Source organism: Mesorhizobium sp. NPDC059025, assembly GCF_042739655.1.
Classification (GTDB): Bacteria; Pseudomonadota; Alphaproteobacteria; order Rhizobiales; family Rhizobiaceae; genus Mesorhizobium.
This window is the reverse complement of sequence record NZ_JBHYIM010000015.1, coordinates 31,802-58,161: the sequence shown is the minus strand read 5'-3', so window position 1 is coordinate 58,161 and position 26,360 is coordinate 31,802. Positions and strand designations below refer to the sequence as shown.

27 protein-coding genes are annotated in these 26,360 nt (G+C 63.4%); 10 read left to right on the top strand and 17 right to left on the bottom strand.

What is annotated here, in order from left to right:
• Positions 1-240: 240 nt before the first annotated feature.
• From ACFWYE_RS26905 to ACFWYE_RS26880, 6 genes are all read left to right on the top strand, one after another.
• Positions 241-1,545 (top strand): imelysin family protein, encoded by a 1,305-nt coding sequence (locus tag ACFWYE_RS26905; protein WP_379115198.1) that lies wholly within the window; start codon positions 241-243, stop codon positions 1,543-1,545.
• A 92-nt stretch (positions 1,546-1,637) separates the two neighbouring features.
• Positions 1,638-1,949, top strand: coding sequence for a (2Fe-2S)-binding protein (locus ACFWYE_RS26900; RefSeq protein ID WP_101939490.1), 312 nt, complete (start codon positions 1,638-1,640; stop codon positions 1,947-1,949).
• Positions 1,915-2,400 carry a bacterioferritin gene (gene bfr / locus ACFWYE_RS26895; RefSeq protein WP_379064687.1) on the top strand — a complete coding sequence of 162 codons (486 nt, stop codon included), beginning with the start codon at positions 1,915-1,917 and terminating at the stop codon, positions 2,398-2,400. Before ACFWYE_RS26900 ends, bfr begins: the two co-directional genes overlap by 35 nt.
• 146 nt (positions 2,401-2,546) lie before the next feature.
• A complete protein-coding gene (locus tag ACFWYE_RS26890) occupies positions 2,547-4,034 on the top strand; it encodes a di-heme oxidoredictase family protein (RefSeq protein ID WP_379115244.1) in 1,488 nt (495 codons plus the stop codon).
• Positions 4,031-5,119 (top strand): imelysin family protein, encoded by a 1,089-nt coding sequence (locus tag ACFWYE_RS26885; RefSeq protein WP_379115197.1) that lies wholly within the window; start codon positions 4,031-4,033, stop codon positions 5,117-5,119. Before ACFWYE_RS26890 ends, ACFWYE_RS26885 begins: the two co-directional genes overlap by 4 nt.
• A gap of 101 nt (positions 5,120-5,220) precedes the next feature.
• The gene (locus ACFWYE_RS26880; RefSeq protein ID WP_379115196.1) at positions 5,221-6,321 is read left to right on the top strand and encodes a DUF1513 domain-containing protein; all 1,101 of its coding nucleotides are present in this window, start codon (positions 5,221-5,223) and stop codon (positions 6,319-6,321) included.
• Positions 6,322-6,397: 76 nt separating this feature from the next.
• On the opposite strand, the gene iolB is transcribed toward ACFWYE_RS26880, so the two are convergent.
• The 6 genes from iolB to ACFWYE_RS26850 all read right to left on the bottom strand — a co-directional run bounded on the left by iolB (position 6,398) and on the right by ACFWYE_RS26850 (position 13,165).
• Positions 6,398-7,195, bottom strand: a complete 798-nt coding sequence (gene iolB, locus ACFWYE_RS26875; RefSeq protein ID WP_379115195.1) for a 5-deoxy-glucuronate isomerase — start codon at positions 7,193-7,195, stop codon at positions 6,398-6,400.
• A gap of 9 nt (positions 7,196-7,204) precedes the next feature.
• On the bottom strand, positions 7,205-7,450 hold the full coding sequence (locus tag ACFWYE_RS26870) for a DUF3329 domain-containing protein (protein WP_379064677.1): 246 nt from the start codon (positions 7,448-7,450) through the stop codon (positions 7,205-7,207).
• Positions 7,451-7,466: 16 nt separating this feature from the next.
• Positions 7,467-8,384 carry a myo-inosose-2 dehydratase gene (iolE, locus tag ACFWYE_RS26865; RefSeq protein ID WP_379115194.1) on the bottom strand — a complete coding sequence of 306 codons (918 nt, stop codon included), beginning with the start codon at positions 8,382-8,384 and terminating at the stop codon, positions 7,467-7,469.
• Between the two features lie 35 nt (positions 8,385-8,419).
• Entirely contained in the window at positions 8,420-10,270 is a 1,851-nt protein-coding gene (gene iolD, locus ACFWYE_RS26860; RefSeq protein ID WP_379115193.1) for a 3D-(3,5/4)-trihydroxycyclohexane-1,2-dione acylhydrolase (decyclizing), read from the bottom strand.
• 22 nt (positions 10,271-10,292) lie between these two features.
• Entirely contained in the window at positions 10,293-12,224 is a 1,932-nt protein-coding gene (gene iolC, locus ACFWYE_RS26855) for a 5-dehydro-2-deoxygluconokinase (protein WP_379115192.1), read from the bottom strand.
• Between the two features lie 119 nt (positions 12,225-12,343).
• Positions 12,344-13,165 carry a MurR/RpiR family transcriptional regulator gene (locus tag ACFWYE_RS26850; protein WP_379064672.1) on the bottom strand — a complete coding sequence of 274 codons (822 nt, stop codon included), beginning with the start codon at positions 13,163-13,165 and terminating at the stop codon, positions 12,344-12,346.
• A gap of 151 nt (positions 13,166-13,316) precedes the next feature.
• Here ACFWYE_RS26850 and ACFWYE_RS26845 point away from each other — a divergent pair, with 151 nt between their 5' ends.
• Positions 13,317-14,426 (top strand): Gfo/Idh/MocA family protein, encoded by a 1,110-nt coding sequence (locus ACFWYE_RS26845; protein WP_379115191.1) that lies wholly within the window; start codon positions 13,317-13,319, stop codon positions 14,424-14,426.
• A 41-nt stretch (positions 14,427-14,467) separates the two neighbouring features.
• Here the strand turns inward: ACFWYE_RS26845 and ACFWYE_RS26840 are convergent, their stop codons facing one another.
• From ACFWYE_RS26840 to hslV, 11 genes are all read right to left on the bottom strand, one after another.
• Positions 14,468-15,559, bottom strand: a complete 1,092-nt coding sequence (locus ACFWYE_RS26840; protein WP_379115190.1) for a 3-deoxy-7-phosphoheptulonate synthase — start codon at positions 15,557-15,559, stop codon at positions 14,468-14,470.
• 260 nt (positions 15,560-15,819) lie between these two features.
• Positions 15,820-16,614 carry an SDR family oxidoreductase gene (locus tag ACFWYE_RS26835; protein WP_379115189.1) on the bottom strand — a complete coding sequence of 265 codons (795 nt, stop codon included), beginning with the start codon at positions 16,612-16,614 and terminating at the stop codon, positions 15,820-15,822.
• Between the two features lie 64 nt (positions 16,615-16,678).
• Positions 16,679-17,512 carry a TIM barrel protein gene (locus tag ACFWYE_RS26830; RefSeq protein ID WP_379115188.1) on the bottom strand — a complete coding sequence of 278 codons (834 nt, stop codon included), beginning with the start codon at positions 17,510-17,512 and terminating at the stop codon, positions 16,679-16,681.
• A gap of 3 nt (positions 17,513-17,515) precedes the next feature.
• Entirely contained in the window at positions 17,516-18,514 is a 999-nt protein-coding gene (gene iolG, locus ACFWYE_RS26825; RefSeq protein ID WP_379115187.1) for an inositol 2-dehydrogenase, read from the bottom strand.
• 193 nt (positions 18,515-18,707) lie between these two features.
• Entirely contained in the window at positions 18,708-19,628 is a 921-nt protein-coding gene (locus ACFWYE_RS26820) for a DUF1402 family protein (protein ID WP_379115243.1), read from the bottom strand.
• Between the two features lie 239 nt (positions 19,629-19,867).
• Positions 19,868-20,161 carry a hypothetical protein gene (locus ACFWYE_RS26815; protein ID WP_379064660.1) on the bottom strand — a complete coding sequence of 98 codons (294 nt, stop codon included), beginning with the start codon at positions 20,159-20,161 and terminating at the stop codon, positions 19,868-19,870.
• A gap of 46 nt (positions 20,162-20,207) precedes the next feature.
• Complete coding sequence (gene hslU, locus ACFWYE_RS26810; protein ID WP_129412125.1) at positions 20,208-21,515, bottom strand: ATP-dependent protease ATPase subunit HslU; 1,308 nt, start codon at positions 21,513-21,515, stop codon at positions 20,208-20,210.
• 12 nt (positions 21,516-21,527) lie between these two features.
• Complete coding sequence (locus tag ACFWYE_RS26805; protein ID WP_379115186.1) at positions 21,528-22,682, bottom strand: hypothetical protein; 1,155 nt, start codon at positions 22,680-22,682, stop codon at positions 21,528-21,530.
• 16 nt (positions 22,683-22,698) lie between these two features.
• Entirely contained in the window at positions 22,699-23,298 is a 600-nt protein-coding gene (locus ACFWYE_RS26800; RefSeq protein WP_379115185.1) for a DUF2585 domain-containing protein, read from the bottom strand.
• The gene (locus ACFWYE_RS26795) at positions 23,295-23,822 is read right to left on the bottom strand and encodes a GNAT family N-acetyltransferase (RefSeq protein WP_379115184.1); all 528 of its coding nucleotides are present in this window, start codon (positions 23,820-23,822) and stop codon (positions 23,295-23,297) included. Before ACFWYE_RS26795 ends, ACFWYE_RS26800 begins: the two co-directional genes overlap by 4 nt.
• Positions 23,823-23,824: 2 nt before the next feature.
• Entirely contained in the window at positions 23,825-24,376 is a 552-nt protein-coding gene (gene hslV / locus ACFWYE_RS26790; RefSeq protein ID WP_054312621.1) for an ATP-dependent protease subunit HslV, read from the bottom strand.
• Positions 24,377-24,613: 237 nt separating this feature from the next.
• On the opposite strand from hslV, the gene hisB reads away from it, so the two are divergent.
• From hisB to hisH, 3 genes are read left to right on the top strand one after another with little or no spacing between them, the layout of a single operon-like run.
• Positions 24,614-25,213, top strand: a complete 600-nt coding sequence (hisB, locus tag ACFWYE_RS26785; RefSeq protein WP_379115183.1) for an imidazoleglycerol-phosphate dehydratase HisB — start codon at positions 24,614-24,616, stop codon at positions 25,211-25,213.
• A 2-nt stretch (positions 25,214-25,215) separates the two neighbouring features.
• Positions 25,216-25,704 (top strand): DUF2628 domain-containing protein, encoded by a 489-nt coding sequence (locus ACFWYE_RS26780; protein WP_379064652.1) that lies wholly within the window; start codon positions 25,216-25,218, stop codon positions 25,702-25,704.
• 1 nt (position 25,705) lies between these two features.
• Entirely contained in the window at positions 25,706-26,356 is a 651-nt protein-coding gene (hisH, locus tag ACFWYE_RS26775) for an imidazole glycerol phosphate synthase subunit HisH (protein ID WP_379073216.1), read from the top strand.
• Positions 26,357-26,360 lie beyond the last annotated feature (4 nt).

The following is a 26,360-nucleotide window of genomic DNA, read 5'->3' as shown; positions in this document are numbered from 1 at the left end:
GAGGCTCGCGCAACCCCGCGCATTCCTTTGATGTCTGGGCCTTGAACCCTTTCGATTGGAGGCAGTCTTTGCTTTTCCCGCGTGCGCCGCGCCTTTCGGCGGTTATCCGCTCGGCCTTTGGCGACAACCGTCGCCGCGTCTGCACGCCTTTTTCTCACACATTGCGCCATCTGCCGGTCGGGCCTTGCTTCCCGGCGCGGGTGGCCGGTCTTTAAGATGGTCCCGAGGGAGACGTTTGAAATGCAGAACAACAAGGTGACGGCACGCTTCGGCGGCAAGATTGCCGCGATCGCCGCCACGCTGGCGTTGACCACGGCCGTTTTCGCGCTGCCTGCCAAGGCAGAGACCGATCCGAAGGCGGTCATCAAGACCTATTCCGATATCGCGCTGGCGAAATACGAGGACTCGCTGGCCACCGCCAAGGCACTGGACTCTGCCGTCGACGCGCTGATCGCCAAGCCGTCGCAGGAAACGCTGGACGCGGCCCGCACCGCCTGGAAGGCGGCGCGCGTGCCTTATCAGCAGTCCGAAGTCTATCGTTTCGGCAACCCGGTCGTCGATGCCTGGGAAGGCCGCGTCAATTCATGGCCGCTGGACGAGGGCCTGATCGACTATGTCGACAAGAGCTATGGCACGGACTCCGACCAGAACGCGCTCTATACGGCCAATGTCATCGCCAACAAGGAGATCGAGATCGACGGCAAGAAGGTCGATGCATCGAAGCTGACCAAGGAATTCCTGTCAAGCTCGCTGCAGGAAGCCGGTGGCATCGAGGCCAACGTCGCCACCGGCTATCACGCCATCGAATTCCTGCTGTGGGGCCAGGACCTGAACGGTACCGGTCCGGGCGCCGGCAACCGCCCCTTCACCGACTATGACACCAAGAACTGCACCGGTGGCAATTGCGACCGCCGTGCCGAATATCTGAAAGCGGCCAGCGACCTGCTGGTTGACGACCTCCAGGAGATGGTCGGCAACTGGAAGGACGGCGGCGCGGCGCGCAAGGCGCTGGAGGAAGGCGATCCGAAGGCCGGCATCGCTGTCATCCTCACCGGCATGGGTTCGCTTTCCTATGGTGAACTGGCCGGCGAGCGCATGAAGCTCGGCCTGCTGCTGCACGATCCGGAAGAGGAGCACGACTGCTTCTCCGACAACACCTACAACTCGCACCTCTATGATGCCGTCGGCATCCGTGACGCTTACCTCGCCAGCTACAAGCGCGTCGACGGCAGCACCGTTTCCGGTCCTTCGGTGGCGGATCTCGTCAAGGCGACCGATCCGGCGCTCGACAAGGAGCTCACCGGCAAGCTGGAAACCAGCGTCGCCAAGATGGAAGCGATCAAGGCGCGCGCCGAAAAAGGCGAGGCCTATGACCAGCAGATCGGCGAAGGCAACAAGGAAGGCAATGCCACCGTGCAGGCGGCGATCGACGCGCTGGTCGACCAGACCAAGTCGATCGAACGCGTCGTTGCGGCACTGAAGCTGGACGCCATCGCCTTCGAAGGCTCGGCCAGCCTCGATTCGCCCGAGAAGGTATTCAAGTAGGAGCATGGCACCTGCCGTTCAGGCGGGTGTTGAGAGAAACCCAGAAAGCCACGCGGCGCCGATGAAGCGCCGCCAGCCATCCAGAACCGCAAATGCTGATCTGTCATTGCAATATCATCACTGAAAAGGAGATCGAGCAGGCCATCATCGCCTTGCTGGATGAGGATCCCTGGCAGCTTATCGTGCCGGCGAAAGTCTATCATTCGATGCGCAAGCGTGGTCGCTGTTGCGGCTGCTTCCCAAATGTGGTGGAAACGATCATTCGGGTCACCGAGAACTACCACGCCCGCTCGGAGGCGGGCGGCGTGGATATCGTTTCACATCTGGATCGCGTGAGAGAACTGCGCGTCCAATACGGGAGCAAAACCCATGAAGGGCGAAAAACAGGTCATCGAGCGGCTTAACGAAGCTCTGTTCCTAGAGCTCGGTGCCGTCAACCAGTACTGGGTCCACTATCGCCTGCTGGAGGACTGGGGCTACACCAAGCTCGCAAAGAAGGAGCGGGCGGAATCGATCGAGGAAATGCAGCACGCCGACAAGCTGGTGGCCCGCATCATCTTCCTTGAGGGGCATCCGAACCTGCAGTCGGTCGCGCCGCTGCGGATTGGCCAGAATGTCAAGGAAGTGCTGGAATCGGATCTGGCTGGCGAATATGACGCCCGCGCCTCCTACAAGCAGTCGCGTGATATCTGCCATGAGCATGGCGACTATGTGACCATGAAGCTGTTCGAGGAACTGCTCGCCGACGAGGAAGGCCATATCGACTTCCTCGAAACCCAGCTCGATCTGCTCGGCTCGCTCGGCGAAGAGAAGTATGGCCTGCTCAACGCGGATTCGGCCAACGAAGCGGAATAGGACATGCGCGCATGCGGCGCATCGTAGACTTGTTGCGCCGCGCATCACGCGGATGGAAAGCTGAACAAACCGACCAACCCGCCACCGGGGTGGTCGGTATTTTTCGACATACCAATCATCTGGCGATTGCCGTGTTGCTTGCAACCATGTCGCCGACCGCGCTCGTGCTGGCCGGCGATGCGCCTGATCTGCCGACCACGCGCACCGATCTTTCCGAAAAGGATCGCGCTCGCGTCGAGGCCATCACCAGGCCGACGACCGACTTCTCCAGGCCGGAGGAGTATGAGCTGATGCAGGGCGGCGCCGGCACCTCCAGGAAACGCGTCACCGCCGACGCTTTTTCACAGTCCTCGGCCAACATCACTTTCGAGGAAGAAGGCACCTTCAAGCTCGGCAACGCCATTTTCCGCAAGAACTGGGTCTCCTCGCCATCGTCGACGCAGGCGTCGGATGGGCTCGGGCCGCTGTTCAATGCCCGTGCCTGCCAGACATGCCACCTGAAGGACGGCCGCGGCCACCCGCCGGAAGGCAAAGCCGATGCCACCTCGATGTTCCTGAGACTGGCGCGCGAGGCCTCGACCGAGGAAGAAAAAGCGCAGCGCGCCGAGCGCAAGGTGCTGAACTTTCCCGACCCGACCTACGGCACGCAGCTGCAGGACCTCGCCGTTCCCGGCCTTGCCGGCGAAGGACGCATGCGCATCACCTATGTCGAGCAACCGGTGACGCTTGGTGACGGCACCAAAGTGTCGCTGCGCAAGCCGAGCTATGTGGTCGACGGTCTCGGCTATGGTCCCATGGATCCGGCCACGACGCTGTCGCCGCGCGTGACCCCGGCCATGATCGGGCTTGGCCTGATCGAGCAGATTCATCCCGCCGACATCCTGGCCAATGCTGATCCTGAAGATCGCGACGGCGACGGCATCTCCGGTCGCCCCAACATCGTGCGCGACGAGCTCACCGGCGAACTCGCCCTCGGTCGCTTCGGCTGGAAGGCGCAGACGCCATCGATCCGCCAGCAATCGGCGGATGCCTTTGCCGGCGACATCGGCATTTCGACGCCGGAAGTGCCCAGGCATTGGGGCGATTGCACCAAGGCCCAGAAAGCCTGCCTGGACATGCCGAACGGCGTTCAGGAGCGGCTCGGGCCAGTGGAGGCGCCAACGCCGGTGATGGATCTGGTCACCTTCTACTCGCAGAACCTTGCCGTGCCGGCACGACGCGACGTCGACAAGCAGCCCGTGCTGGCAGGCAAGAAGGCCTTCTACGAGATGGGCTGCGCGTCCTGCCACACGCCGAAATTCGTCACCCGCCGCGATGCGCCGAACAAGGCGCAGTCGTTCCAGCTGATCTGGCCGTATTCCGATTTCCTGCTGCACGACATGGGCGAAGGCCTGGCGGATGGCCAGGCCGTCGGTGACGCCACCGGCAACGAATGGCGCACGCCGCCGCTGTGGGGCATCGGCCTGACCCAGCGTGTCAGCGGTCACACCTTCTTCCTGCATGACGGCCGTGCCCGCAATCTGACCGAAGCCATCCTGTGGCACGGCGGCGAAGGCCGGAAGGCCCGCGACCGCTTCGCCGCCGCCGGCGCCGACGAGCGTGACGCGCTGATCAAGTTCCTGGAGTCGCTATGATGAAACGCCTAAGCAAATTTTCCGCCCTGCTTGTTTTCCCGATGGCCCTTGCCGCCGCCCAGCCGGCCGGAGCGGCCGTGCAGGCTTCGGATGTCGTCAACGGTGCGGTCGATGGCTTCATCCGCCCGGCCTACGCGTCGCTGCAGCAACACACGGCGTCGACAGCCAAGGCCGTCAAGGCCCTGTGCGCGGCGCCGTCGCAACAGGCTCTCGATAGCGCGCGAACCGAGTTCGCAGGCGCGGTGACGGCCTGGTCGACCGTCGAAATCGTTCGTTTCGGGCCGATCACCGAGAACAACCGTCTGGAGCGCATGCTCTACTGGCCGGACCGCAAGGGACTTGGCCTGAAGCAGGTACAGGCGGCACTGGCCGATAAGGACGCATCAGCCGCGGATGCTACCGGCGTTGCCGGCAAGAGCATCGCCATGCAGGGGCTGGGTGCGTTGGAATTCGTGCTCCATGGCCAGGACGCGGAGACACTCGCCGGCAAGGACGGCGCCTATCGCTGCGCCTACGGCCTGGCCATCGCCGGCAACATCGACACGATCGCCACCGAGGTGTCTGCTGCCTGGGCGAAGCCGGATGGTTTCGCCGCTCAATGGGCGAGCCCCGGTCCTGACAACCCACTCTACCGCGACGGCAGTGAGGCGGTGACCGAATTGATGGGCGCCTTCATCAACGGACTTGAGCTGGTGCGGGATCAGCGCCTGAAGAGCTTCTTTGGGGCCAGCCCGGATGAGGACAAGCCGAAGCAGGCGATCTATTGGCGCTCGGGTCTCACCGGTGCCTCGCTTGCCGCCAATCTCGACGGCATGAACCGCCTGTTCCAGGCTTCGAATCTCGGCGATGCACTGCCCAAGGATGAACGCTGGATCGCCGATTCGATCGAGATCCAGCTGGTCAACGGCGTTGCCGCGGCCAGGCAGGCATCCGGGCCCGCCACCGAGGTGCTGGCTGACCCGAAGCGTCGCGTTGCCCTTGAGCACTTCCAGCTCATCACCAGCAGCCTGAGCAACCTGTTCGGCACACGGCTTTCAGGTGCCTTCGGCCTGACCGCCGGGTTCTCTTCGTTGGACGGCGACTAGAGCGTTTCCGTTTCTTACGGAAACGCTGTCGTTTTTGTTTTTACGCAATTCCGGACGCAAAGCCGCTACGCACTTTTCCTGGAATTGCTTCTGAGGTTATCATGCGAACCCCACTCATTGACCGCCGTGATTTCCTGAAGGCCGCAGGCGCCGGGTTTCTGGCAGCGCTCGCGCCGCAGGCCTGGGCCGCGACGCTGGAAGCCGATGCGGTCTTCGCCACCGCCTATATGAAGCGTGACGGCAGCTACGGTGCCGCTGTGCTGTCCGAAGCCGGCAAGATGCTGCACGCCGTCGATCTGCCCGACCGTGGCCATGACGTCACCTTCGATCCGGTCTCGGGCCGCTCGGCGGTGTTCGCTCGCCAGCCGGGTACCTTCTTTGTTGTCTTCGACCACAAGGGCAGCAGCGAACCGCTGACCATCGCCAGCCTGCCCGACCGGCATTTTTTCGGCCATGGCGCATTCTCGACCGATGGCGCGCTGCTCTACGCCACCGAAAACGATTTCGACAACGCCGCCGGCATGGTCGGCGTCTACGATGCCAAGGCTGGCTTCAAGCGCATAGGCGAGTTCCCGACCTACGGCGTCGGTCCGCACGAACTGCTTTTGCTCGGGGATGGCCGCACCATCGCGATTGCCAATGGCGGCATCGAGACGCATCCCGATTTCGGTCGCGCCGAGCTCAACATCGCCACCATGAAGCCGTCCTACGTGCTGGTCGACCGCGTCACCGGCGACCTGATCGAAAAGCATGAGCTGCCGCCGGCGCTGCATCAGCTGTCCATCCGCCACATGGATCTCGACGCCAGGGGCACGGTGTGGTTCGGCTGCCAGCATCGCGGACCGGCGACGGAGCAGCCGCTGCTGGTCGGGCGTGCCGAGCGCGGCAAGGACCTCGCATTGCTCGACATGCCGAAGGATGTGCTGACCGGCTTCCGCAACTATATCGGCTCGGTGGCCGCCAATCCGGATGCCGGCACGGTTGCCGTGTCATCACCGCAAGGCAATGCCTTCGCGGTGATCGAGGCGGCCAGCGGCAAGGTGCTCAAGACCAGCAGCCTGACCGAGGTCTGCGGCCTGGCGCCCGACCATGACGGATTCCTCGCCACCACCGGCGCCGGCGTCATCATGCAGCCCGACGGCAACACGGCGAAGGAGCCGGATTTTGTCTGGGACAATCACATGCTGCGAATAAGGGAGTAGGAAATGGGGGAATAAGGGAGCGGGCTGGTGTCGTTCAACAGCCCCGTTTGCCCTACCGCCTTACTCCCCTATTCCCTTACCTGTTTACCAGCCACTCATGCTCCACGGCATTGTGGAACTTCCACGTCCGCTTCGGCCCGGCCATGACGTTGAGATAATAGAGATCGTAGCCGTGGCAGGCGGCGCAAGGGTGGTAACCCTTGGGCACCAGCACCACGTCGCCGTCTTCCACCGCCATTGCTTCGTCCAGGGAGCGATCATCGGTATAGACGCGCTGGAAAGCAAAGCCCTGCGGCGGGTTGAGCCGGTGATAGTAGGTCTCTTCCAGATAGGATTCGGCGGGCAGGTTATCCTGATCGTGCTTGTGCGGCGGGTAGCTGGATGTATGGCCGCCCGGCGTGATCACCTCCACCACCAGCAGCGAATCCGCCGGCTCGCCTTCAGGCAGGATGTTGGTGACGTAGCGGGTGTTGGTGCCCTTGCCGCGCGTTTCCTGGCCGAGATCGTCGGGTCCGATCACCCGCACCGGCAGGCCGCCATTCAGTCCCGGTGCCGTGCAGACGGCAAGCTCCAGTTCGGTCTCCGCGATGACGGACCAGCCAGAGCCCTGCGGCACGTAGACGGACCAGGGCTTGCCGTCGAAAGGCGACATGCGTTCGCCGAGCAGGCCGAGTTCCTGCCCGCCGGCCGTGGCCTTGCCCTTGCCGGTGACGAACACCAGGCAGGTTTCACGGTCGCCCGTCTCACCTGACACGCTTTGTCCCGGCGCCAGCCGGTGCAGGTCGAAACCGACATGCGTCCAGCCGGCGTTCTGCGGCGTGACGTTTGCGACATGGCCATGGCCTGTCCTGGCCTTCACCAGCAGTTTCGACATGTTCGTTCCTCAATCCCTGTTGTCGGCAGTCCCGGTTTCGGGCGTCTTGGTTTCACCTGGCTGTTGGCTTCCGTCGTCGGGCTTGTAGCTGATCAGGAACGTCCACACGGCGTAGACGGCCATGCCTCCGACCAGCGTACCCCAGAATGGCGTTCCCACCGCGAATTCGACGGCCGACCAGATCACGCACACCGCAATCACCGCGAGCCGGCGCCACAATGGCCGGAAGAAGGGATGCTGGTTGTCCTTGTTCATCGCGATGTCCGTTTCTTCAACTGGTAGGGAAGCCCTGTGTCTCTACCGTATAGCCTGCAGCGGCCATCACGCGCATCAGTTCCTTGTGTCCGACCTGGGCCATCCTCAGGGGAGGGTTCTTCTTCGGATCCTGCTCGGCTTCGACGACGAACCAGCCTTCATATCCATAGCCGGCGAACTTCTGCACGATCGCGCCGAAATCCAGCGACCCGTCACCCGGTACGGTGAAGGCGCCAAGTGCGACTGCATCGAGGAAGGATTGTTTCTGCCAGTCCAGCGCCTTGATGACGTCCATGCGCACGTCCTTGACGTGCACATGGTTGATGCGCCGGTGATGATTGTCGATGGCGCGCAGCACGTCGCCGCCGGCAAAGGCCAGGTGGCCGGCATCGAGCAACAGCGGAATGCCCTCGCCCGAATGCTTCATGAAGGCGTCGAGTTCATGCTCGAACTGCACCACCGCCGCCATATGGTGGTGATAGGAGAGCGGCATGCCCTGTCCGGCACACCACTCGCCGAACTCCGTAACCTTGCGGGCATAGGCTTTCATCTCGTCATCGCTCAGCACGGTCTTGGTGGCGAGCGGCCTGGAGCGATCGCCCTGGATCGAGCGGCCGACCTCGCCATAGACGATGCAGGGCGCGTCGACCGCCTTGAACAGCTCGATCATCGGGGCGATGCGGTCCTTGTTGACTGCGAGCTCCTCGTTGACCAGCGTGCCGGAAAACCAGCCGCCGCAGAGCGTGACGTCGGCCTTTCTCAGGATCGGCAGCATCTCTTCCGGTGTGCCCGGGAAACGGCGACCCTGCTCCATGCCGGTAAAACCGGCCGAACGCGATTGCCTCAGGCATTCCTCGAGCGAGACGTCATCGCTCAGTTCCACGAGGTCGTCGTTCCACCATGCGATGGGGGACATGCCCAGTTTGGCTTTCAATTCAGAACTCCGGTCTCGATGATTGGGTGGCGAGCTCAGTCGCCGACGCGTTGCAGCCTGCGCTTTTCCTCATAGCCTTTGCGGGCGGCGTTGACTTCCTTGCGGGCGCTGACTTCCGGCACCGCAACGTCCCACCAGTGCCCGCCGGCCTCGGTCGAGACCAGGGGGTCGGTGTCGATGACGATAACCGTCGTGCGGCTGTTGCTCTTCGCTGTCGCCAGGGCGCTTTCCAGGTCGGCGATCGAGGAGACCTTCTGCGCGATCGCGCCGAGGCTGGCGGCATGGGCAGCGAAGTCGATGTCGGGCAGCGTCTCGTGGCGCGCGTCCTTGAGCAGGTTGTTGAAGTTGGCGCCGCCGGTCGCCATCTGCAGCCGGTTGATGCAGCCATAGCCGCGATTGTCGAGCAGGACGATGGTCAGCTTCAGGCCGAGCATCACCGAGGTGGCGATCTCGGAATTCAGCATGAGGTAGGAGCCGTCGCCGAGCATGACGATCACTTCCTGGTCCGGCCTTGCCATCTTGGCGCCGAGCGCGCCGGCGATCTCGTAGCCCATGGTCGAGAAGCCGTATTCGGCATGATACGAACCGGGCGCGCCGGCCTGCCACAGCTTGTGCAGTTCGCCCGGCAGCCCGCCGGCGGCATGCAGCACGGTGACGCCGGAGCCCATCGCGCGCTGGACCGCGCCGATCACCTGCGCGTCGGAAGGATAGGCCGCATTGGTTGGAGCCGTGACCCTGGCGGCGGCGGCCTGCCACTCGTTCTTGCCCTTGGTGGCGTTCTCCGTCCAGCTCGCCGGGGCTTTCCAACCCTTCAGGCCGGCCGCCAGCTCCGCCAGTCCTTCCGCGGCATCCGCCACCAGCGGCAAGGCGCGATGTTTGCCGGCGTCGAAGGGCTGTGCGTTGAGGCCGATGATGGTCTTGGCGGAATTCTGGAACAGCGCCCAGGAGCCGGTGGTGAAATCCTGCAGCCGGGTGCCGACCGCGACGACGACGTCCGCCTCTTCGGCCAGCCGATTGGCGGCCGTGGTGCCGGTGACGCCGACAGCCGCCATGTTGAGCGGGTGGTTGTCGGCCAGGGAGGATTTGCCGCCCTGCGTCTCGCAGACCGGAATGCCGGCCGCTTCGACGAAACGTGCCAGCTCGGCGGACGCACCGGAATAGAGCACGCCCCCGCCGGCGATCACCAGCGGCTTCCTGGCGGCCTTCAATGCCGCGACGGCGTCATTCAGTTCGGTGCGGTCGGGGCGAGGCCGGCGCACCTGCCAGATGCGCTCCTCGAAGAAGCGCTCGGGATAGTCATAGGCTTCCGCCTGGACGTCCTGGCACAGCGAAAGCGTCACCGGGCCGCATTCGGCGGGATCGGTCAGGACCTGCATGGTGCGGGCCAGTGCGGGAATGATCTGTTCCGGCCGGGTGATGCGGTCGAAGTAGCGGGAGACCGGGCGGAAACAGTCGTTGACGGAAACCGTGCCATCCGAGAAATCCTCGGCCTGCTGCAGCACCGGGTCGGGAAGGCGGTTGGCGAAGACGTCGCCTGGCAGAAGCAGCACCGGAAGCCGGTTGACGTGGGCAAGCGCTGCGGCCGTGACCATGTTGACCGCGCCTGGACCGATCGAGGTGGTGGCGGCCATGAAACGGCGGCGGAAATGCGCCTTGGCGTAGCCGATCGCCGCATGCGTCATGGCCTGCTCGTTGTGGGCGCGGAAGGTCGGCAATTCGTCCCGCAGCTGATAGAGCGCCTCGCCGATGCCGGCGACATTGCCATGGCCGAAAATCGCCCAGACGCCACCGAAGATCGGCAGCTTTTCGCCGTCGATCACGGTCATCTGGGCGGCGAGGAAGCGGGTGAGCGCCTGCGCCATGGTCAGGCGAACGGTCTTGGTCATCATGCGTCTCCTCCGACCGGTCTTATGCCGCCTTGCGGTCTCGTGCGGCAAGCCAGGCCCTGGTCAATTCCTCGAAGCGCCGCGCCATATCCTCGACGGCCTGCTCGTCGTTCATTTTGCCGGCAAGCCATTGTTCGGCTGCGTGCACAAAGATGGTGCGGCCAACTGCAAAACCCTTGACGATCGGCGCGTTCGCGGTAGCGGCGAAAGCCGCCTCAAGTTCGTCGAGCGGCGCCTCGAGGCCCAGCAGGACGACACCGCGGCAGAGCGGATCATTGCGCACGATCGTCTCCTCCACTTTCGCCCAGGCGCCGGCCGAAGCCTGTGGCTCCAGCTTCCACCAGTCGGGCTTGATGCCGAGCGCGTAGAGCTCTTCAAGGGCACGCGGAATGGTGTCGTCGTCAACCTTGCCATGCTTGCCGGCGATGATCTCGACCAGCAGTTCGCGGCCGACCTTGCGTGCGGCCTCGAACAGAGCGCGCAGTTTCTCCTGCTGCTCCCGTTTCAGGGCCTCCGGATCGTCTGGGTGATAAAAGCACAGGCACTTGATGCAGGGATCGACGGGCCAGTCGACCAGCTGCGATCCGATATCCTGGCTGAATTCGAAACGCAGGGGTCGCGAGCCCGGCAGTTCGACCGGGCGGCCGAGCCAGGCGAAGGGATGACGGGCGAATTCGAACATCGCTTCCCGGCCATGCTTCTCGTCGATCAGCATGCCGTAGCCGTCGCGCCCGGCTGCAACTTTCGCGGCAGCCTTCACCGCAAGCACCTTGAATGCGTTGATGCGGGAGACATCCGCGCCGGCTTTGCTCGCGATATCTTCCAGTTGCACACGATGGTCGCAGGCCAGTGCCATCAGCAGCGGGATGTCGCGCCGGCGGGTGGTCGCCCAATGTACATGGTTGATCGCCTCGTCCTTGCGCAACGCCAGGTGTTTCGAGCCGTTCCCCAGGAAGAACTGCAGTTCCGTGAACGTCGGATATTCCGGTGCGCAGAGCAGGCGCGACACCGCAAACGCCCCGCAGGCATTGGCCCAGGTGGCGGCCGTCGCCAGATCCTCCCCGCCGAGCCAGCCGCGCAGGAAGCCGGACATGAAGGCATCGCCGGCACCCAGCACGTTGTAGATTTCGATGGCGAAGCCGTCGCCGACGATGCCGTCTTCGAGGTCATCGCTGATCCGCCCGTCATAGACGATGCAGCCCTTGGCGCCGCGCTTCAGCACGATGGTGGCGGCAGACAGCGAACGGATGGTCTTCAGCGCCGCCAGCAGGTCGCCTTCGCCCGATGCGATCAGCACTTCTTCTTCCGTGCCGACGATCAGGTCGCAATCCGGCAATACGGTCTTCAATTGTGCCGAGACACGGTCGGACTTGATGTAGCGGCCGAACCCTTCGGCATGGCCTGCCAGGCCCCACAGGTTCGGGCGATAGTCGATGTCGAACACCACCTTGCCGCCATTTGCCTTGGCGATGCGGATTGCCTTGCGCTGGGCGGCGTCACTGTTGGGGCGGGAAAAATGTGTACCCGTGACCGTGATCGCACGCGCCGACGCGACGAAAGCCTCGTCGACGTCGTCTTCGGACAGTGCCATGTCGGCGCAGTCGGAGCGGTAGAAGATCATCGGCGAGACACCCTCGTCCTCGACCGAGAGCAGTACCAAAGCCGTCAATCGTTCGGGGTCGGTGCGCAGGCCATCGACATTGACCTTCTCGCGCCGCAGCTGTTCGCGGATGAAACGACCCATCTGCTCGTCGCCGACGCGTGTCAGCAGTGCCGACTTCAGGCCAAGTCGCGCGGTCCCGACAGCGATGTTGGCCGGGCAGCCGCCGACCGACTTCGCGAAGGAGGTGATGTCTTCCAGCCGGGAGCCGATCTGCTGGCCGTAGAGATCCACCGAGGCGCGGCCGATGGTGATGACGTCGAGCGCCTTGTCGGCGCTGCGAAGGCTCGCCATGCTTTCCTCCCTGAAACGACAGGTTTTTCTGGCGTCCCAGGACGCCGTCGGTACTCCAGGCTATGAAATATTAATTCCATTCCACAGTCAATATGGAATGATTGGGCTATTTTTGGAATTCACGTTCCATTGCGCCGCTCGGCCGTTGCCACGGCCAGCGTCATTGCCAGCGCCATGGTGGCTGACAGGGAACGGAAGCCGGCGCAATCGGCCTCCGCCACCTCGAACCAGACCTTGGCCGACTGGGCGAGCGGGGAAAAGGCACTGTCGGTGATGGCCACCACCGGCACGCCCTGGTCGGAGAGCACGCGGGCATAGTCCACGGTCTGGGAGGCGTAGGGCGAAAAGCTGATGGCCACCACGGCATCTTTCGGCGTGGCGAACGACATGATCTCCGGATCGAGGCCGGCGGCGGATTCGACCAGCGTGTAGCGGATTTTCAGCTTGCCCAGCGCATAAGCCATGTAGGAGGTGATCGGGTAGGAGCGACGGCGCGCAACCAGATAGATGGTCTCGGCCCTGGCCAGTACTTCCACGGCGCGGTCGAGCAGGCCGTCGTCGAGCGCGCGCGATACGGCTTCGAGCGATCGTGTCGCGGACTCCACGAAGCCGTCGAGGATGGTGCGGTTCTGGGTGACACCGCCGCCGCGCAGTGCCTTCAGCCGGTCTTCATAGGAGACGGTGCGTTCGCGCAGCCTTTCGCGGAACACCGATTGCAGGCTGGTGAAACCGTCGAAACCGAGAAACTGCGCGAAACGGATAAGGGTGGAAGGCTGCACGCCGGCGGAAGCGGCGATGCTGGCGGCCGTGCCAAAAGCGATTTCGTCGGGATTGTCGAGTGCATAGGCCGCGATCTGCGCGATGCGCTTCGGCAGCGCGGAACGCTTTTCCAGAACGAGGTTGCGGAGTGATTCATAGTCTTGCGGCAGGCGAGGGTTCATGGGTTCAAGAATCCCCTGTTCTGTCTCCAATCGCAAGAGCATAGCGGTTCGCGGAAAAGATGCCATCCAAAATGGATCATATATTCCATCAAATACAGAAATGGACTAAAGAGTTCAAAAGAGTATCGTCACACAGTCAGGGAGAGTGCACATGATCGGCGTTGGCTTGATCGGAACCGGCTTCATGGGCAAGTGTCATGCGCTGGCCTGGACGTCTGTGCGTACCGTCTTTGGCGATGTCGAACCGGTGCGGCTTGTCCATCTCGCCGAGGCCAGTACGGAACTGGCGCGACAGCGTGCCGACGAATTCGGCTTCGACAAGGCCTCCAGTGACTGGCGCCGCCTGATCGAGGATCCGGCCGTCGATGTCGTCTCGGTCACCACGCCGAACCAGTTCCATCCTCAGATGGCCATTGCCACCCTCGAGGCAGGCAAGCATGTCTGGTGCGAGAAGCCGATGGCGCCATCGTTCGCCGATGCCGAAGCGATGCTGGCGGCGGCGCGCCGTTCCGGCAGGGTTGCCGCGCTCGGCTACAACTATATCCAGGGCCCGACGGTCCGGCACATCCGCGCACTGCTTGACGAAGGCGTCATCGGCGATATCAGCCATCTGCGCATCGAGATGGACGAAGACTTCATGGCTGCCCCCGAGGCGCTGTTCAACTGGAAGCATGAGGCTGCTTCCGGTTATGGCGCGCTCGATGACTTCGCCGTGCATCCGCTGTCGCTGGTGAAGGCGCTGTTCGGCCGTGTCGCCAGCGTGATGTGCGACATGGCCAGGCCTTATGCCGACCGTGCTCTGGCCGGTGGGGGCCGCCGCGCCGTCGAGACCTATGATATCGCCAGCAGCCTCATCCATCTCGACAATGGCGTCTCGGGTACGCTGCTCGTCAATCGTTCCGCCTGGGGACGCAAGGGCCGCATTGCCGTGCAGATATTCGGTTCGAAGGGCTCGATCCTGTTCGACCAGGAACGGTTCAACGAATTCCAGCTCTATGTCACCTCGGATCGTGCCACCGAGCAGGGCTACCGCACCATATTGGCAGCACCCGTCCACAAGCCTTATGACCGTTTCATCCCGGCGCCGGGTCATGGGCTGGGCTTCAACGACCTCAAGACGATCGAGTGCCGGGAACTGATCCGCCGCATCCGGGGCGAAGAGGCAAACCTCATCGAGTTTGACGAAGGGCTGGAGATCGAGCGTACCGTGCATGCCATGGCACGCTCGTTCGAGGAAAAGCGCTGGGTCGACGTGCGCTGAGATTGCCTGGCGACGAGACGCTTCCGACGCCAGGCAACTGTTCACGCCGCGCCGGGCCGCTTGGCGATCAGCGCATGGCGTGCGGCGCGGCGATGTTCGACCGCATCGGCAAGCCCGCGCAGCACCGTCTCGGTCGTTGCCCAGTCGATGCAGCCGTCGGTGATGCTCTGCCCGTAGACCAGCGGCTTGCCGGGCACGACATCCTGCCGGCCGGCGACGAGATTGCTCTCGATCATCAGACCGATGATGCGCTCGTCGCCTGCTGCGACCTGTGCCGCCACGTCGGCCGCGACCTTCGGCTGGTTCTCCGGCTTCTTGCTGCTGTTGGCATGGCTGACATCGATCATCAGCCGCGGGGCGAGGCCGACGCGGGTGAGTTCCGCACTGGCCGCCTCGACGCTTGCCGCGTCATAGTTCGGCGCAAGCCCGCCGCGCAGGATGACATGGCAATCCTCGTTGCCGGTGGTGGCCGCGATCGCACTGCGTCCGCCCTTGGTCACCGCCATGAAATGATGCGGGTGCGCAGCTGACTTCACCGCGTCGGCGGCGATGCGGACATTGCCGTCGGTGCCATTCTTGAAGCCGACCGGACAGGACAGGCCCGATGCCAGTTCGCGATGGATCTGGCTTTCGGTCGTGCGCGCACCGATCGCACCCCAGGCGACGAGGTCGGCGATGTATTGCGGCGTCGTCATGTCGAGGAATTCGGTCGCTGCCGGCAGGCCGAGATTGTTGACCGCCGCCAGCACGTTGCGCGCCAGTCTCAGCCCCTTGTCGATGTTGAAGCTGCCGTCGAGATCGGGATCGTTGATCAGGCCTTTCCAGCCGACCGTGGTGCGTGGCTTTTCAAAATAGACCCGCATGACGATCTCGAGCCGGTCGGACAGACTTTCGCGCAACGCCGCCAGACGGTTGGCATAGTCTATGGCCGCGGCCGGGTCGTGGATCGAACAGGGACCCACCACGACCAGCAGCCGGTCGTCGGTGCCGGTCAACATGGCATGGATCGCATTGCGCGAGGCGGTGACCGTTCGGGTCGCCGTCAGCGTGCGCGGTATCTCCTGCATCACCTGGTCAGGTGTGCTCAGTTCCTTGAGTTCCTTGACCCGAAGGTCGTCAGTGGTGGTCAACACGGCTTTCTGCTCCTGGTTGGGAGACCTGCCGGCTGAAACAAAAAAGCCGCCAGGTCTGGCGGCTGTTCGGATCTTTATGCTGCAATCTTCAGATCGAGCGCAATCCTCCCGCCGCCAGCGAGCTACCGTAGCTAAAGTACCAAAACGAGGCGGTCAGGTGGATCATGGCGTGCCTTGTAGCGGAAGCCGCGGTGTTTGTCACGCCCCTTGTCCCAGCCGACCGGAACGCGTCGTCGTCGCGCGGTCCGTTGCCGGCCCGCCTATTCGCCGATGATGCCCGGCACGTTCTGGTCGTAATCCACCAGCGCGCCGGTCATCACGCCGGATTGGGGCGACAGCATGTAGGTGATGAGGCCCGCCATCTCATGCGTCTTCACCAGCTGCCCCATCGGCGCGCCAGCCTCGGCCCTGGCCAGCCAGTCGGCTCCCGCACCATGGAATTTCGCCTGCGTGTCAGCCTCGCCCGGCGTGTCCATCCAGCCAGGCAGCACGGCGTTGCAGCGGATGCGGTTGCGGCGATAGGCGTTGGCGACATTCTTCGTCAGTGTCGCCAGCGCGCCCTTGCTAGCCGAATAGGACGACAGGAAGGACTGGCCGCCATGCACATTCACCGAGAGCACGTTGACGATGGAGCCTGCCTGACCGCTCGCAAGCAGATGCTTGACCAGGCCCTGCATCAGGAAGAACGGCCCGCGTACATTGATGGCGAACATCTCGTCGAATATGTCGGGTGTGGTCTCGACCAGCGAGCCGCGCGCGGCCGAAGCTGCCGCATTGACCAGGGCATTCAGGCTGCCGAACCGCTTCAAGCCTGTTTCAACGGCAGCGAGGCAGGCGGCCGGGTCGGCGAGGTCCGCGCTGACGAAGATCGCTTCGGCACCCTTCTTTTCCAGTTCGGCGACGGCGATCCGGCCTTTTGCCTCGGAACGTCCGAGCAGGACCAGCGCCTTGCAGCCTTCGTCGACGAGCTGCCGTGCCACGGCCAGCCCGACCCCTTGTGCGCCGCCGGTGATCAGCGCGCGCGTCGCGCTGTTGCGTGTATCGAGTGTGGTCATTCAGGCCTCCCGGTTCCGATCTGTTCGACCCCCGCCTGCTTCAACACGCCGGTCAAGCCGCCTTTCAGGCAAGACCGGCGCGGATGAAGTCCATGCTGTTGCGCAGCGCCACGGCGGGATTGTCCAGCGCGTGGATATCCGGCGAAAACGGTTCGAAGGAGAACGGTCCGCCATAGCCAAGGGAAAGCAGGTCGCGGATCTGCTCGATATTTCCGAGCCGGTCACGGCCGTCGACGAGGATGCGATGCCCGTCCCGTATCTCTTCCGCCGTCAGCGCCGGATCGACCACGCCCGAGATGTGGACGATGCCGGTATATTCGGGGAAGAATTCCTTCTCGCCTGCCAGGTGGTGGTGGAAGGTGTCGTGCACCAATCGATAACGCGCCTTGCCGCCGACCGCTTCGATAGCCGCGACGGCGTCCGCCTTGAGGCGCAATGATGACGAGGTGAAGCCCAGCGGCTCGATCAGCGCTATGAGACCGGCCTTGTCCAGCATGGGCAGGATTTCGCCGAGCGAACGGCGCAACGCCTCTTCGCGTTCGCCTTCGCCATATTGGGGAGCATCGTTGCGGGGGATCAGGCTGATCGATTCCGCGCCTGCCCGTCCCGCCTGGTCGATCAGCAGCTGAACCCTGGCGCGCATTGCATCCGACCAGGCATTGAAACCATAGACTTCGGACAGTCCGAGCAAACGGACGCCGTTCGATCGGGCATAGGCGCCGATCGCTTCCGGTGCTTCACCATCGAAGAACGCGGCATCGGTGAGCCTTTTGTCGGCCAGGTCATTGCGGAGCTCGACGCCGATGCAGCCAAGTGACGCGGCGAGGTCGAGGAATTTCCGACAGTTCAGCCGGGGTGTCGCCATATGGTTCAGCGCGAAGTCTAGCTGCGCCGACATTGTTCAGCTCGCCTTGATCGCGACCGCCTTGCCGGTGACGGCGGATTTGAGCGCCGCATCGGCGATCTTCAGCGCGATCAGGCCATCGATGCCGCTGGGCGAGGCTTTCTTGCCGGTGGTCGTCGCCTCGATGAAGGTAGCGATCTCATTGGCATAGGCATCGATGTAGCGGGTCATGAAGAAGTCATGCAGCGGCGGCCGGGTGTAACCCTTCTCGCTCGCCACTTCGATGGAGACGGGGCGCTGGTTCTCGGCCGCCACCATGCCCTTGGAGCCGTGCACTTCGATGCGCTGGTCGTAGCCGTAGGTGGCGCGGCGCGAGTTGGAGATGACCGCCTGTTTGCCCGACGCGGTTGCAAGGATGACGCTGACGGAATCGAAGTCGCCGGCCTCGCCGATCTTCTTGTCGACCAGCACGGAAGCGTGGGCCGACACCGCAACCGGTTCTTCTCCGAGCAGGAAACGCGCCATGTCGAAATCATGGATGGTCATGTCGCGGAAGATGCCGCCCGACCGCTTGATGTAGTCGACCGGCGGTGCACCGGGGTCGCGCGAGGTGATCACCACCTGCTCGACCTTGCCGATGACACCATCGTCGATCGCCTTGCGCACGGCGGCAAAATGCGGGTCGAAGCGGCGGTTGAAGCCGACCATCAGTGCCGCCTTGGTCTTGTCGACCACGGCCAGGCATTTCTCGACGCGCTTGACGTCGAGGTCGATCGGCTTCTCACAGAAGATCGCCTTGCCGGCCCTGGCGAAGCGCTCGATCAGATCGGCATGGGTATCGGTCGGCGTGCAGATGATGACGGCGTCGATGTCCGAAGCCTTCTCGATCGCCTCGATGGAGCGGACTTCCGCGCCGTAGCCTGTCGCCAGTTCCTTGGCCGCTTTCTCGAAGGCGTCGGCAACGGCGACCAGCTTGGCCTGCGGGTTCGAGCCGACCGCCCGGGCGTGCACCTTGCCGATACGTCCGGCACCGAGGAGACCAAAACGCACTGTCATGACAACCTCATCGATAAGGGCTGGAGAGCAGGAGCCTTCGTCCGGATTTTAGAACGAAAGAACCAGAAATATTCTGTATGAAATGTTTATTCCATATTCCGGAGAGCCGTCAAGCTCCATGCGCATGACAAATGCGCTCTCGAACGTTCAGCGAAGTCTCAACGCCGAAACGGCCGGGGCGACGGGTCGAAAACTAGAACAGCGCCTTCAGTTCGGCCAGTTTGTCGTTGACCAGCCAGCCGTAGTAGTTCTCCTCAGGCAGCTTTTCCGGCTCGCCGGCAGCGCGGCGGCGGTCGTTTTCGGCCTTCAGCTGGGAGGCACGCGCTTCCGGGTTGCCGACATTGTAGAGCGTGGCGGTAAGGCCCGGGTTCTGCGAGATGTCGAAGCCGGCGATGTTGCGATAGGCCTGGATGGAGGTCTTCACGATCGCGGCGACGTAGGGCAGCGTCATGTCCGGGTCCATGATCGTCTTGTAGATCTCGTTCGGGTCGTCGACGTCGAGCCTGGGCAGGCCCGACACCTTGTTGACCATGTCGCTCATCTGCAGCGCCGTCAGCGGGTTGAGCTGGCCGAGGCCAAAGGTCTGGCCGGCATAATAGGGCTGGAAGAAGGTCGCACCGAAGCGGTCGTTGGGGAAGCTCGTGCCGCCAACGGTCTTGCCCCTGAAGGAGCGGTTCCACACCTGCTCGCGGCATTCCCAGATGTCGTTGCTGCCGGTCTCATTGGCGCATTTTTGGAATTCCGGCCGACGGATGAATTCGGAGACGTCTTCGCCCTTGTAGGCAAAGGTCAGCTTCGAGGAGAGATAGGACATCGCCTTGACATAGTACGTCTGCAGGCGGTCATACGCGCCGACATTGTAGGTATGCTCGCCGACCAGCGCTCCGACGATGTGGATGGGATCGACACCGTAGGCAGCCGCGGCCTTCTTGATCTTGCCGCGCAGCTCGGCGTCATTCTGCAGCAAAGCATAGACCTTGCGGTATTTGGCGTCGAAAGACGTATTGGTCGCCTTGGTGCGCTTGCTGGAGGAGCCGGGGATTGGCGGCTGTTCGACATTGCGGTTGCCGGGCGGTACCAGCGTGGTCGCATGCACCGCAGCCAGCGGCGCCATGGTCAGCACCGAAGCGAGAAGGAAAGTGACCAGTTTCTTCATCAGCGACCGCTCGAAATCGTGCAATCCGGGAACCCGCGACGCCGCAAAAGGCCTCACGCTGGATTTGCTCTAGGAAAAGCGGGCAGGCGAGTCGAGCCCTTCGTGCGGGATTGTGGCGAAAGGCCCGGGCCTGCTTCCATTTGGCCACACCGGGACAGGACGCTGGCCGGTATTTTCGACGGACGTCTTGGCGAAGTCTAGCTGAGGCCCGACGTCTTCAGGAACCGCACGAACTCCTCGACGAGCCCGGCGCACATGCCCTGCTGCGGCACATCAAGCATAAGCACCAGCTCCGAGATTTCCTCTTTCGAAAGAGGGCCACGCTCTCCACTCACGCTTCCATACCGAGCGGTGCCGCGCGACGCGAGCGATCGGTCGAGGCCGTAATCCTTGATCTGTCCATCGATCGAGAGCTGGAGCCAAAGCGAACCGCCGTCCGACGCGGCGGCACAGTTCACGACGGTGGCAACAGGCCGCCCGGCAGTCGTCATCTTGAGTTCTGACGCATGACGCTACCAGGCGACCCCTTGCTACAAATTACAGGATGAAGCGCGACAGGTCGGTGTTCTTCGACAGGTCGCCGACATGCTTCTTCACATAGTCGGCGTCGATCGTCACCTTGCTGCCGTTGCGGTCCGGCGCGTCGTAGGAGATCTCGTCCAGCACGCGTTCCATCACCGTCTGCAGCCGGCGCGCGCCGATGTTCTCGACGGTTGCGTTGAGATCGACGGCAATACCGGCCAGCGAATCGATGGCATCGTCGGTGAAGTCCAGCTCGACGCCTTCGGTCTTCATCAGCGCGATATACTGCTTGATCAGGCTGGCCTCGGTCTCGGTCAGGATGCGCACGAAGTCTTCCTTTTCCAGCGCCCTGAGTTCAACACGGATCGGCAGGCGGCCCTGCAGTTCCGGCAAAAGGTCCGACGGCTTGGAGACATGGAAGGCGCCCGAGGCGATGAACAGGATATGGTCGGTCTTGACCGGTCCGTATTTGGTCGCCACCGTCGTGCCTTCGACCAGCGGCAGCAGGTCACGCTGCACGCCTTCGCGCGAAGGTCCGCCCGAAACGTCCGAGCGCGCCGCGATCTTGTCGATCTCGTCGAGGAAGACGATGCCGTCATTCTCGGCCGCCTCCAGGGCGCGACGCACCACTTCGTCCTGGTCGAGCAACTTGTCCGACTCGTCCTGGATCAAAAGGTCATAGCTTTCCTTGACCGTGGTCTTGCGCATCTTGGTGCGCTTGCCGCCCATGGCCTTCGACAGCATGTCGTTGATGTTCAGCACGCCGACGCCTGCCGGCATGCCGGGGATCTCGAAGCCGGGCATGCCGCCATTGCCGGTATCGGTCACCTCGATCTCGATCTCCTTGTCGTCCAGCTCGCCGTCGCGCAGCTTCTTCTTGAAGCTCTCGCGGGTCGCCGGCGAAGCCGTCTTGCCGACCAGGGCTTCGAGCACCCGCTCCTCGGCGTTGACATGCGCACGCGCCTTGACGTCCTCGCGCATCTTTTCACGCACCAGGCCGATGCCGACCTCGACCAGGTCGCGCACGATCTGCTCGACGTCGCGGCCGACATAGCCGACTTCGGTGAACTTGGTCGCTTCGACCTTGACGAAGGGCGCGCCCGCCAGCTTGGCCAGGCGGCGCGAGATCTCGGTCTTGCCGACGCCGGTCGGCCCGATCATCAGGATGTTCTTCGGCATCACCTCTTCGCGCATCTGGCCTTCCAGCTGCTGGCGGCGCCAGCGGTTGCGCAGCGCGATCGCGACGGCGCGCTTGGCATCCTTCTGGCCGATGATGAAACGGTCGAGTTCGGAAACGATTTCGCGGGGGGAGAAATTGCTCATGAAATTACACGTCTACGCTTGTTTGATGGGAGGGAGTTTGTTGAGCACGGATGTGGGGAGCGTCGGGCGTACGATCAAGCGCCTGATATGCTGCCATCCGGCGCCGAAGGTTATGATCAGGGCGCCGACCACCAGCAGGATCAGGGCGAAGGGCGGAATGCCGGTGCTGTTGGCGGTCGAATTGACCAGATAGTAGATGCCCAGCGATCCGAAATAGGCAAGCGTCGGCACCAGCAGCGATCGGCGATCGATCGCGAGCGCCACATAGACGAAGGCGATGATCAGGATCGCCAGCATGATCGTGGCGTTGGCGTCGGGTTCGATGCGGCCCATCACGACATCCTGGCCGGTGGCCATGATGAAGAGAGGGTGCACCAGCATCGGCGCCGACACGACATGCAGCCAGAACGCGCAGTCGGACCAGATCTTGCGGCGCTCGCGGTCGTACACATCGAGCGCGACGGCCGTGCCGAAGACGATCAGGCCGCAGATCAGCGGCATGTAGAGCGCCGCCCGCATCAGCTCCGGCATGTCTTCCAGTCGCGGCGGGGCGACCGCTCCGGTGGTCACCCCATCATAAAGCAGGAGCGCGGTCTGCAGGAAGGCAAGCAGTGTCGCCGCGATCGCGAAAATACCGGCCAGGATCGGCACCCTGAAGCGCCAGAAATAGAGCGCGACCGCCGCCATGACGCCGCCGAGGAACAGATAGCCGGCGCCCGAGACCTGCTGGCGAAGCGCCAGCAATTGCCAGATCGATTCCGGTTTCTGGATCGGATAGCGCGCGAAGATCTCAAGCCCGAGCGCGACGGTGAAGGAGATGACGAAAAACAGGCTGAGCACCGTCGAGGACAGTTTCATGCGGTGCTGGCGCGTCACGACTTCGGCGAGCCCCCAGGAAAACACCGCCACCAGCGCCGCTATCCACAATCGCTGGCCGGGAAGCAGCGTGTTGAGCACGAAATAGAAGCCGACCGTCAGCAGGACCGTGCCGACGGTCACGAACAGATCGTTGCCGCCGCCGATCAGCCGCAGGTTTTCCTCGGCCGATTCCGAAGCGTCTTCCGTGGTGAAGGAGCCGCTGCGTTCCAGCGCATAAAGCCGGTCGCGCTGCTGCGTGGTGATGACGCCCTGGGTGACGGCGCTGTCGAGCGTTTCCTGGCTGATCACAACAGATACCCTGTCATCATGCGGCCCCCTGCCAGGCTTTGACCGCTTCCAGCGGATAGACCAGCATCAGCACGTTGAGCGTGAGATTGTCGCGGACCATGTAGCCAGTACCGAGCTCGAACAGAATGGCGATGGTCACGACCAGCCAGACGGGAAGATAGCGGGCGGCGGCGAAGCCTGCCACCATGGCCAGCGTGTCCGAGACCGAATTGATGATGGAATCGCCGAAATAGTCGAGCGAGATCGTGCCGGCGCGGTAGCGATCGATGATGATCGGGCTGTTTTCCAGGATCTCCCAGCCGCCCTCGATCACCAGCGCAAAGGCAAGCCGGACCCAGATTGACGAGCGCGGGAACAGGAGTTTCGCCAGCGCATAGAACAGGAAGCCATGGATGATGTGCGAGGGGGTATACCAGTCCGTAATGTGCTGGGAATTCTCCGAGCTCTGTACGATGCCATGCCACAGCTTGACGGTGCCGCAGGTGCAGATGGCCGGATGGCCCTGAAAGTGGAGAACCAGCGCCTGGATGACGACAAGTGCGGCGGCAATGGCAATGCCGGCCAGCCAGGCCGGCCGCTGGTGCCGCGGCGGATCGCCGGCGCCCGCAGCGGTCATTCGTCGTCCGCTTCTTCTGGATTGTCGATCGCCATCAGCAGCGCGTCCCCGCCATTCTCCGTCCGGAAACGACGGACCGGGCGGAAACCGACCTTTTCATAGGTTCTGACAGCGGCTTTGTTCGCCGGATCCGGATCGAGGATGACCCGCGGCGCGCCTTCCTCGAACAGCATCTCGACGAATTCCGTAATCAGCCGGGTGCCGTGGCCCTTGCCGACCAGCTCGGGTTCGCCGATGAACTGGTCGATGCCGAGCGTGCCGGTCGGCTGGTCCTGGAACGGGTTCTCGCCATCATCGAGATGCGGGTCGTAGCTCTGGATGTAACCGATCGGCTTGCCGTCCAGTTCGATGATGAAAGGCTCGGTATCGACGCTGTCGATCGTCTCGGCGATGCCTTTCATCTCCGTTTCCTTGTCGCCCCACCATGCTGCGACATGCGGCATCACGAGCCAGCGCGCCAGAAGCGGCATGTCCTCATGCGTCAGTGGACGAAAGCCGTAGCTGGGCGCTTTCGGAGAATTCACGATCAGGCGGCGTCCAGCGTTTCGACAACGAAATTGTGGTTGGTGTAGACGCAGATGTCGGCCGCGATCTGCATGGCCTTGCGGGCGATCTCCTCGGCATCCTTGTCGGTGTCGATCAGCGCACGCGCGGCGGCCAGCGCATAGTTGCCGCCCGAGCCGATCGCCATCACGCCCTGTTCCGGCTCCAGCACGTCGCCATTGCCGGTCAGCGCCAGCGAAACATTCTTGTCGGCCACCAGCATCATGGCCTCCAGCCGGCGCAGGTAGCGATCGGTGCGCCAGTCCTTGGCGAGTTCGACACTCGCCCGCATCAGCTGGTCGGGATACTGCTCCAGCTTGGCTTCCAGCCGCTCCAGAAGCGTGAAGGCATCGGCTGTCGCGCCGGCGAAACCGGCAATGACGCTGCCGCCCTTGCCGATGCGGCGAACCTTGCGCGCATTGCCTTTCATGATGGTCTGGCCAAGGCTGACCTGGCCGTCACCGGCGATCACCACCTTGCCGCCCTTGCGCACGGTGACGATGGTCGTGGAGTGCATGGAACGTTCGTCTGACATATGTTGCTCCGATTCCGCGCCATCCCTTCCGAGGCGATTGGCGCGTTACGAGTTGAGTTGCGGCATATGTATGCAGCGTCATCCCGTTTGCAAACCCGGAATGGAGCTGCCGCAACCCGACTCCCGTGTCCACAATAGACTCCGAAGGCATATGTTTCGACTGGCGGTTTTGGCAACTGGCAATCGCCGGACCATGCTGTTAGAACGCACTCGTTTTCCTGTAGCGAGGATGAGGTCATGGCACCCCGTTCGGCCGAAATCAGCCGCAAGACCAAGGAAACCGACATCACCGTGTCGGTTCACGTCGACGGCACCGGCAGGTCCGACATGTCGACCGGGGTCGGCTTCTTCGACCATATGCTCGACCAGCTGTCGCGCCACTCGCTGATCGACATGACGGTGAAAGCAAAAGGCGACCTGCACATCGACGATCACCACACCGTCGAAGACACCGGTATCGTCATCGGCCAGGCACTGGCCAAGGCGCTCGGCGAGCGGCGCGGCATCATGCGTTATGCCTCGATCGATCTCGCCATGGACGAGACGCTGACGCGCGCCGCGGTCGATGTGTCAGGCCGGCCGTTCCTGGTCTGGAACGTGGCCTTTTCGGCGCCGAAGATCGGCACTTTCGACACCGAGCTGGTGCGTGAGTTCTTCCAGGCACTGTCGCAGCATGCCGGTATCACGCTGCACGTGACGAACCACTATGGCGCCAACAACCATCACATCGCGGAAACCTGCTTCAAGGCCGTCGCGCGCGCCCTGCGCGCCGCGCTCGAAAGCGATCCGCGCCAGCCGGACGCGGTTCCTTCCACCAAGGGTTCGCTGCAGGGGTAGAGATGGCCAGCTTTATCGTCATGGAGCCGCCTTCCGATGGCCTCGGCACGAAGCCCGAAGGAACACGGTTGATCCGTGACGGGTTTTCCTGGCTGGCGTTCATCCTGCCGCCACTCTGGCTGCTGTGGCATCGCCTCTGGTTCGCCGCCGTGCTGGCTTTCATCGTTCTCGGCGCGCTGTCCCTCGTCGGCGAAAGTGAAGGGCTGGCGGTCGCCGGTTCACTGCTGACCCTGCTTGTCTCCCTCATCGTCGGCTTCGAAGGGGCGGCATTGCGGGCCGCGGCACTGCGCCGGGCGGGCTGGAGCGAATGGGGCGTGGTCGAGGCAGAGAACCTGGCCGACGCAGAAACCCGTTACGCATTCGGGCGCGAAGCCTCCGAGCCCGTGGTCGAGCCAACGGAGCCACGCCCGACGATCGTGCCCGCCGCCAATCCCGCGCGCTCGGTGCAGACCGGCATGGCGCTTGGACTTTCCCATCCCGGACGACACTGACATGCTGGTTGCCATCATCGACTACGGCTCGGGCAATCTGCGCTCGGCCACCAAGGCCTTCGAGCGCGCAGCGCGCGAGGCAGGCATAGCCGCCGACATTGAATTGACGGCGGATGCGGAACGGGTGCGCCGCGCCGACCGCATCGTGCTGCCGGGCGTCGGCGCCTATGCGGATTGCGCTGCCGGCCTGCATGCGGTGGACGGCATGTGGGAAGCCGTGCAGGACGTCGCCATCTCCAGGGGCCGGCCGTTCCTGGGCATCTGTGTCGGCATGCAGCTGATGTCGGAGCGCGGGCTGGAAAAGACGATTACCCCGGGCTTTGGCTGGATCGGCGGCGACGTCAGGGAGATCAAGCCTGCCGACACCACGCTCAAGATTCCGCAGATCGGCTGGAACACGATCGAGGTGAAGCGGGAACATCCGCTGTTTGCCGGCATACCGACCGGCCCGGACGGTCTTCATGCCTATTTCGTCCATTCCTACCATCTTGATGCGCGTGATCCGAACCAGGTGCTCGCCGAGGCCGACTATGGCGGGCTGGTGACGGCTGCCGTCGCGCGCGACAACCTTGCCGGCACGCAGTTCCATCCTGAAAAGAGCCAGGCGCTCGGCCTTGCCCTGATCGCCAATTTCCTGCGCTGGAAGCCGTGAGGAG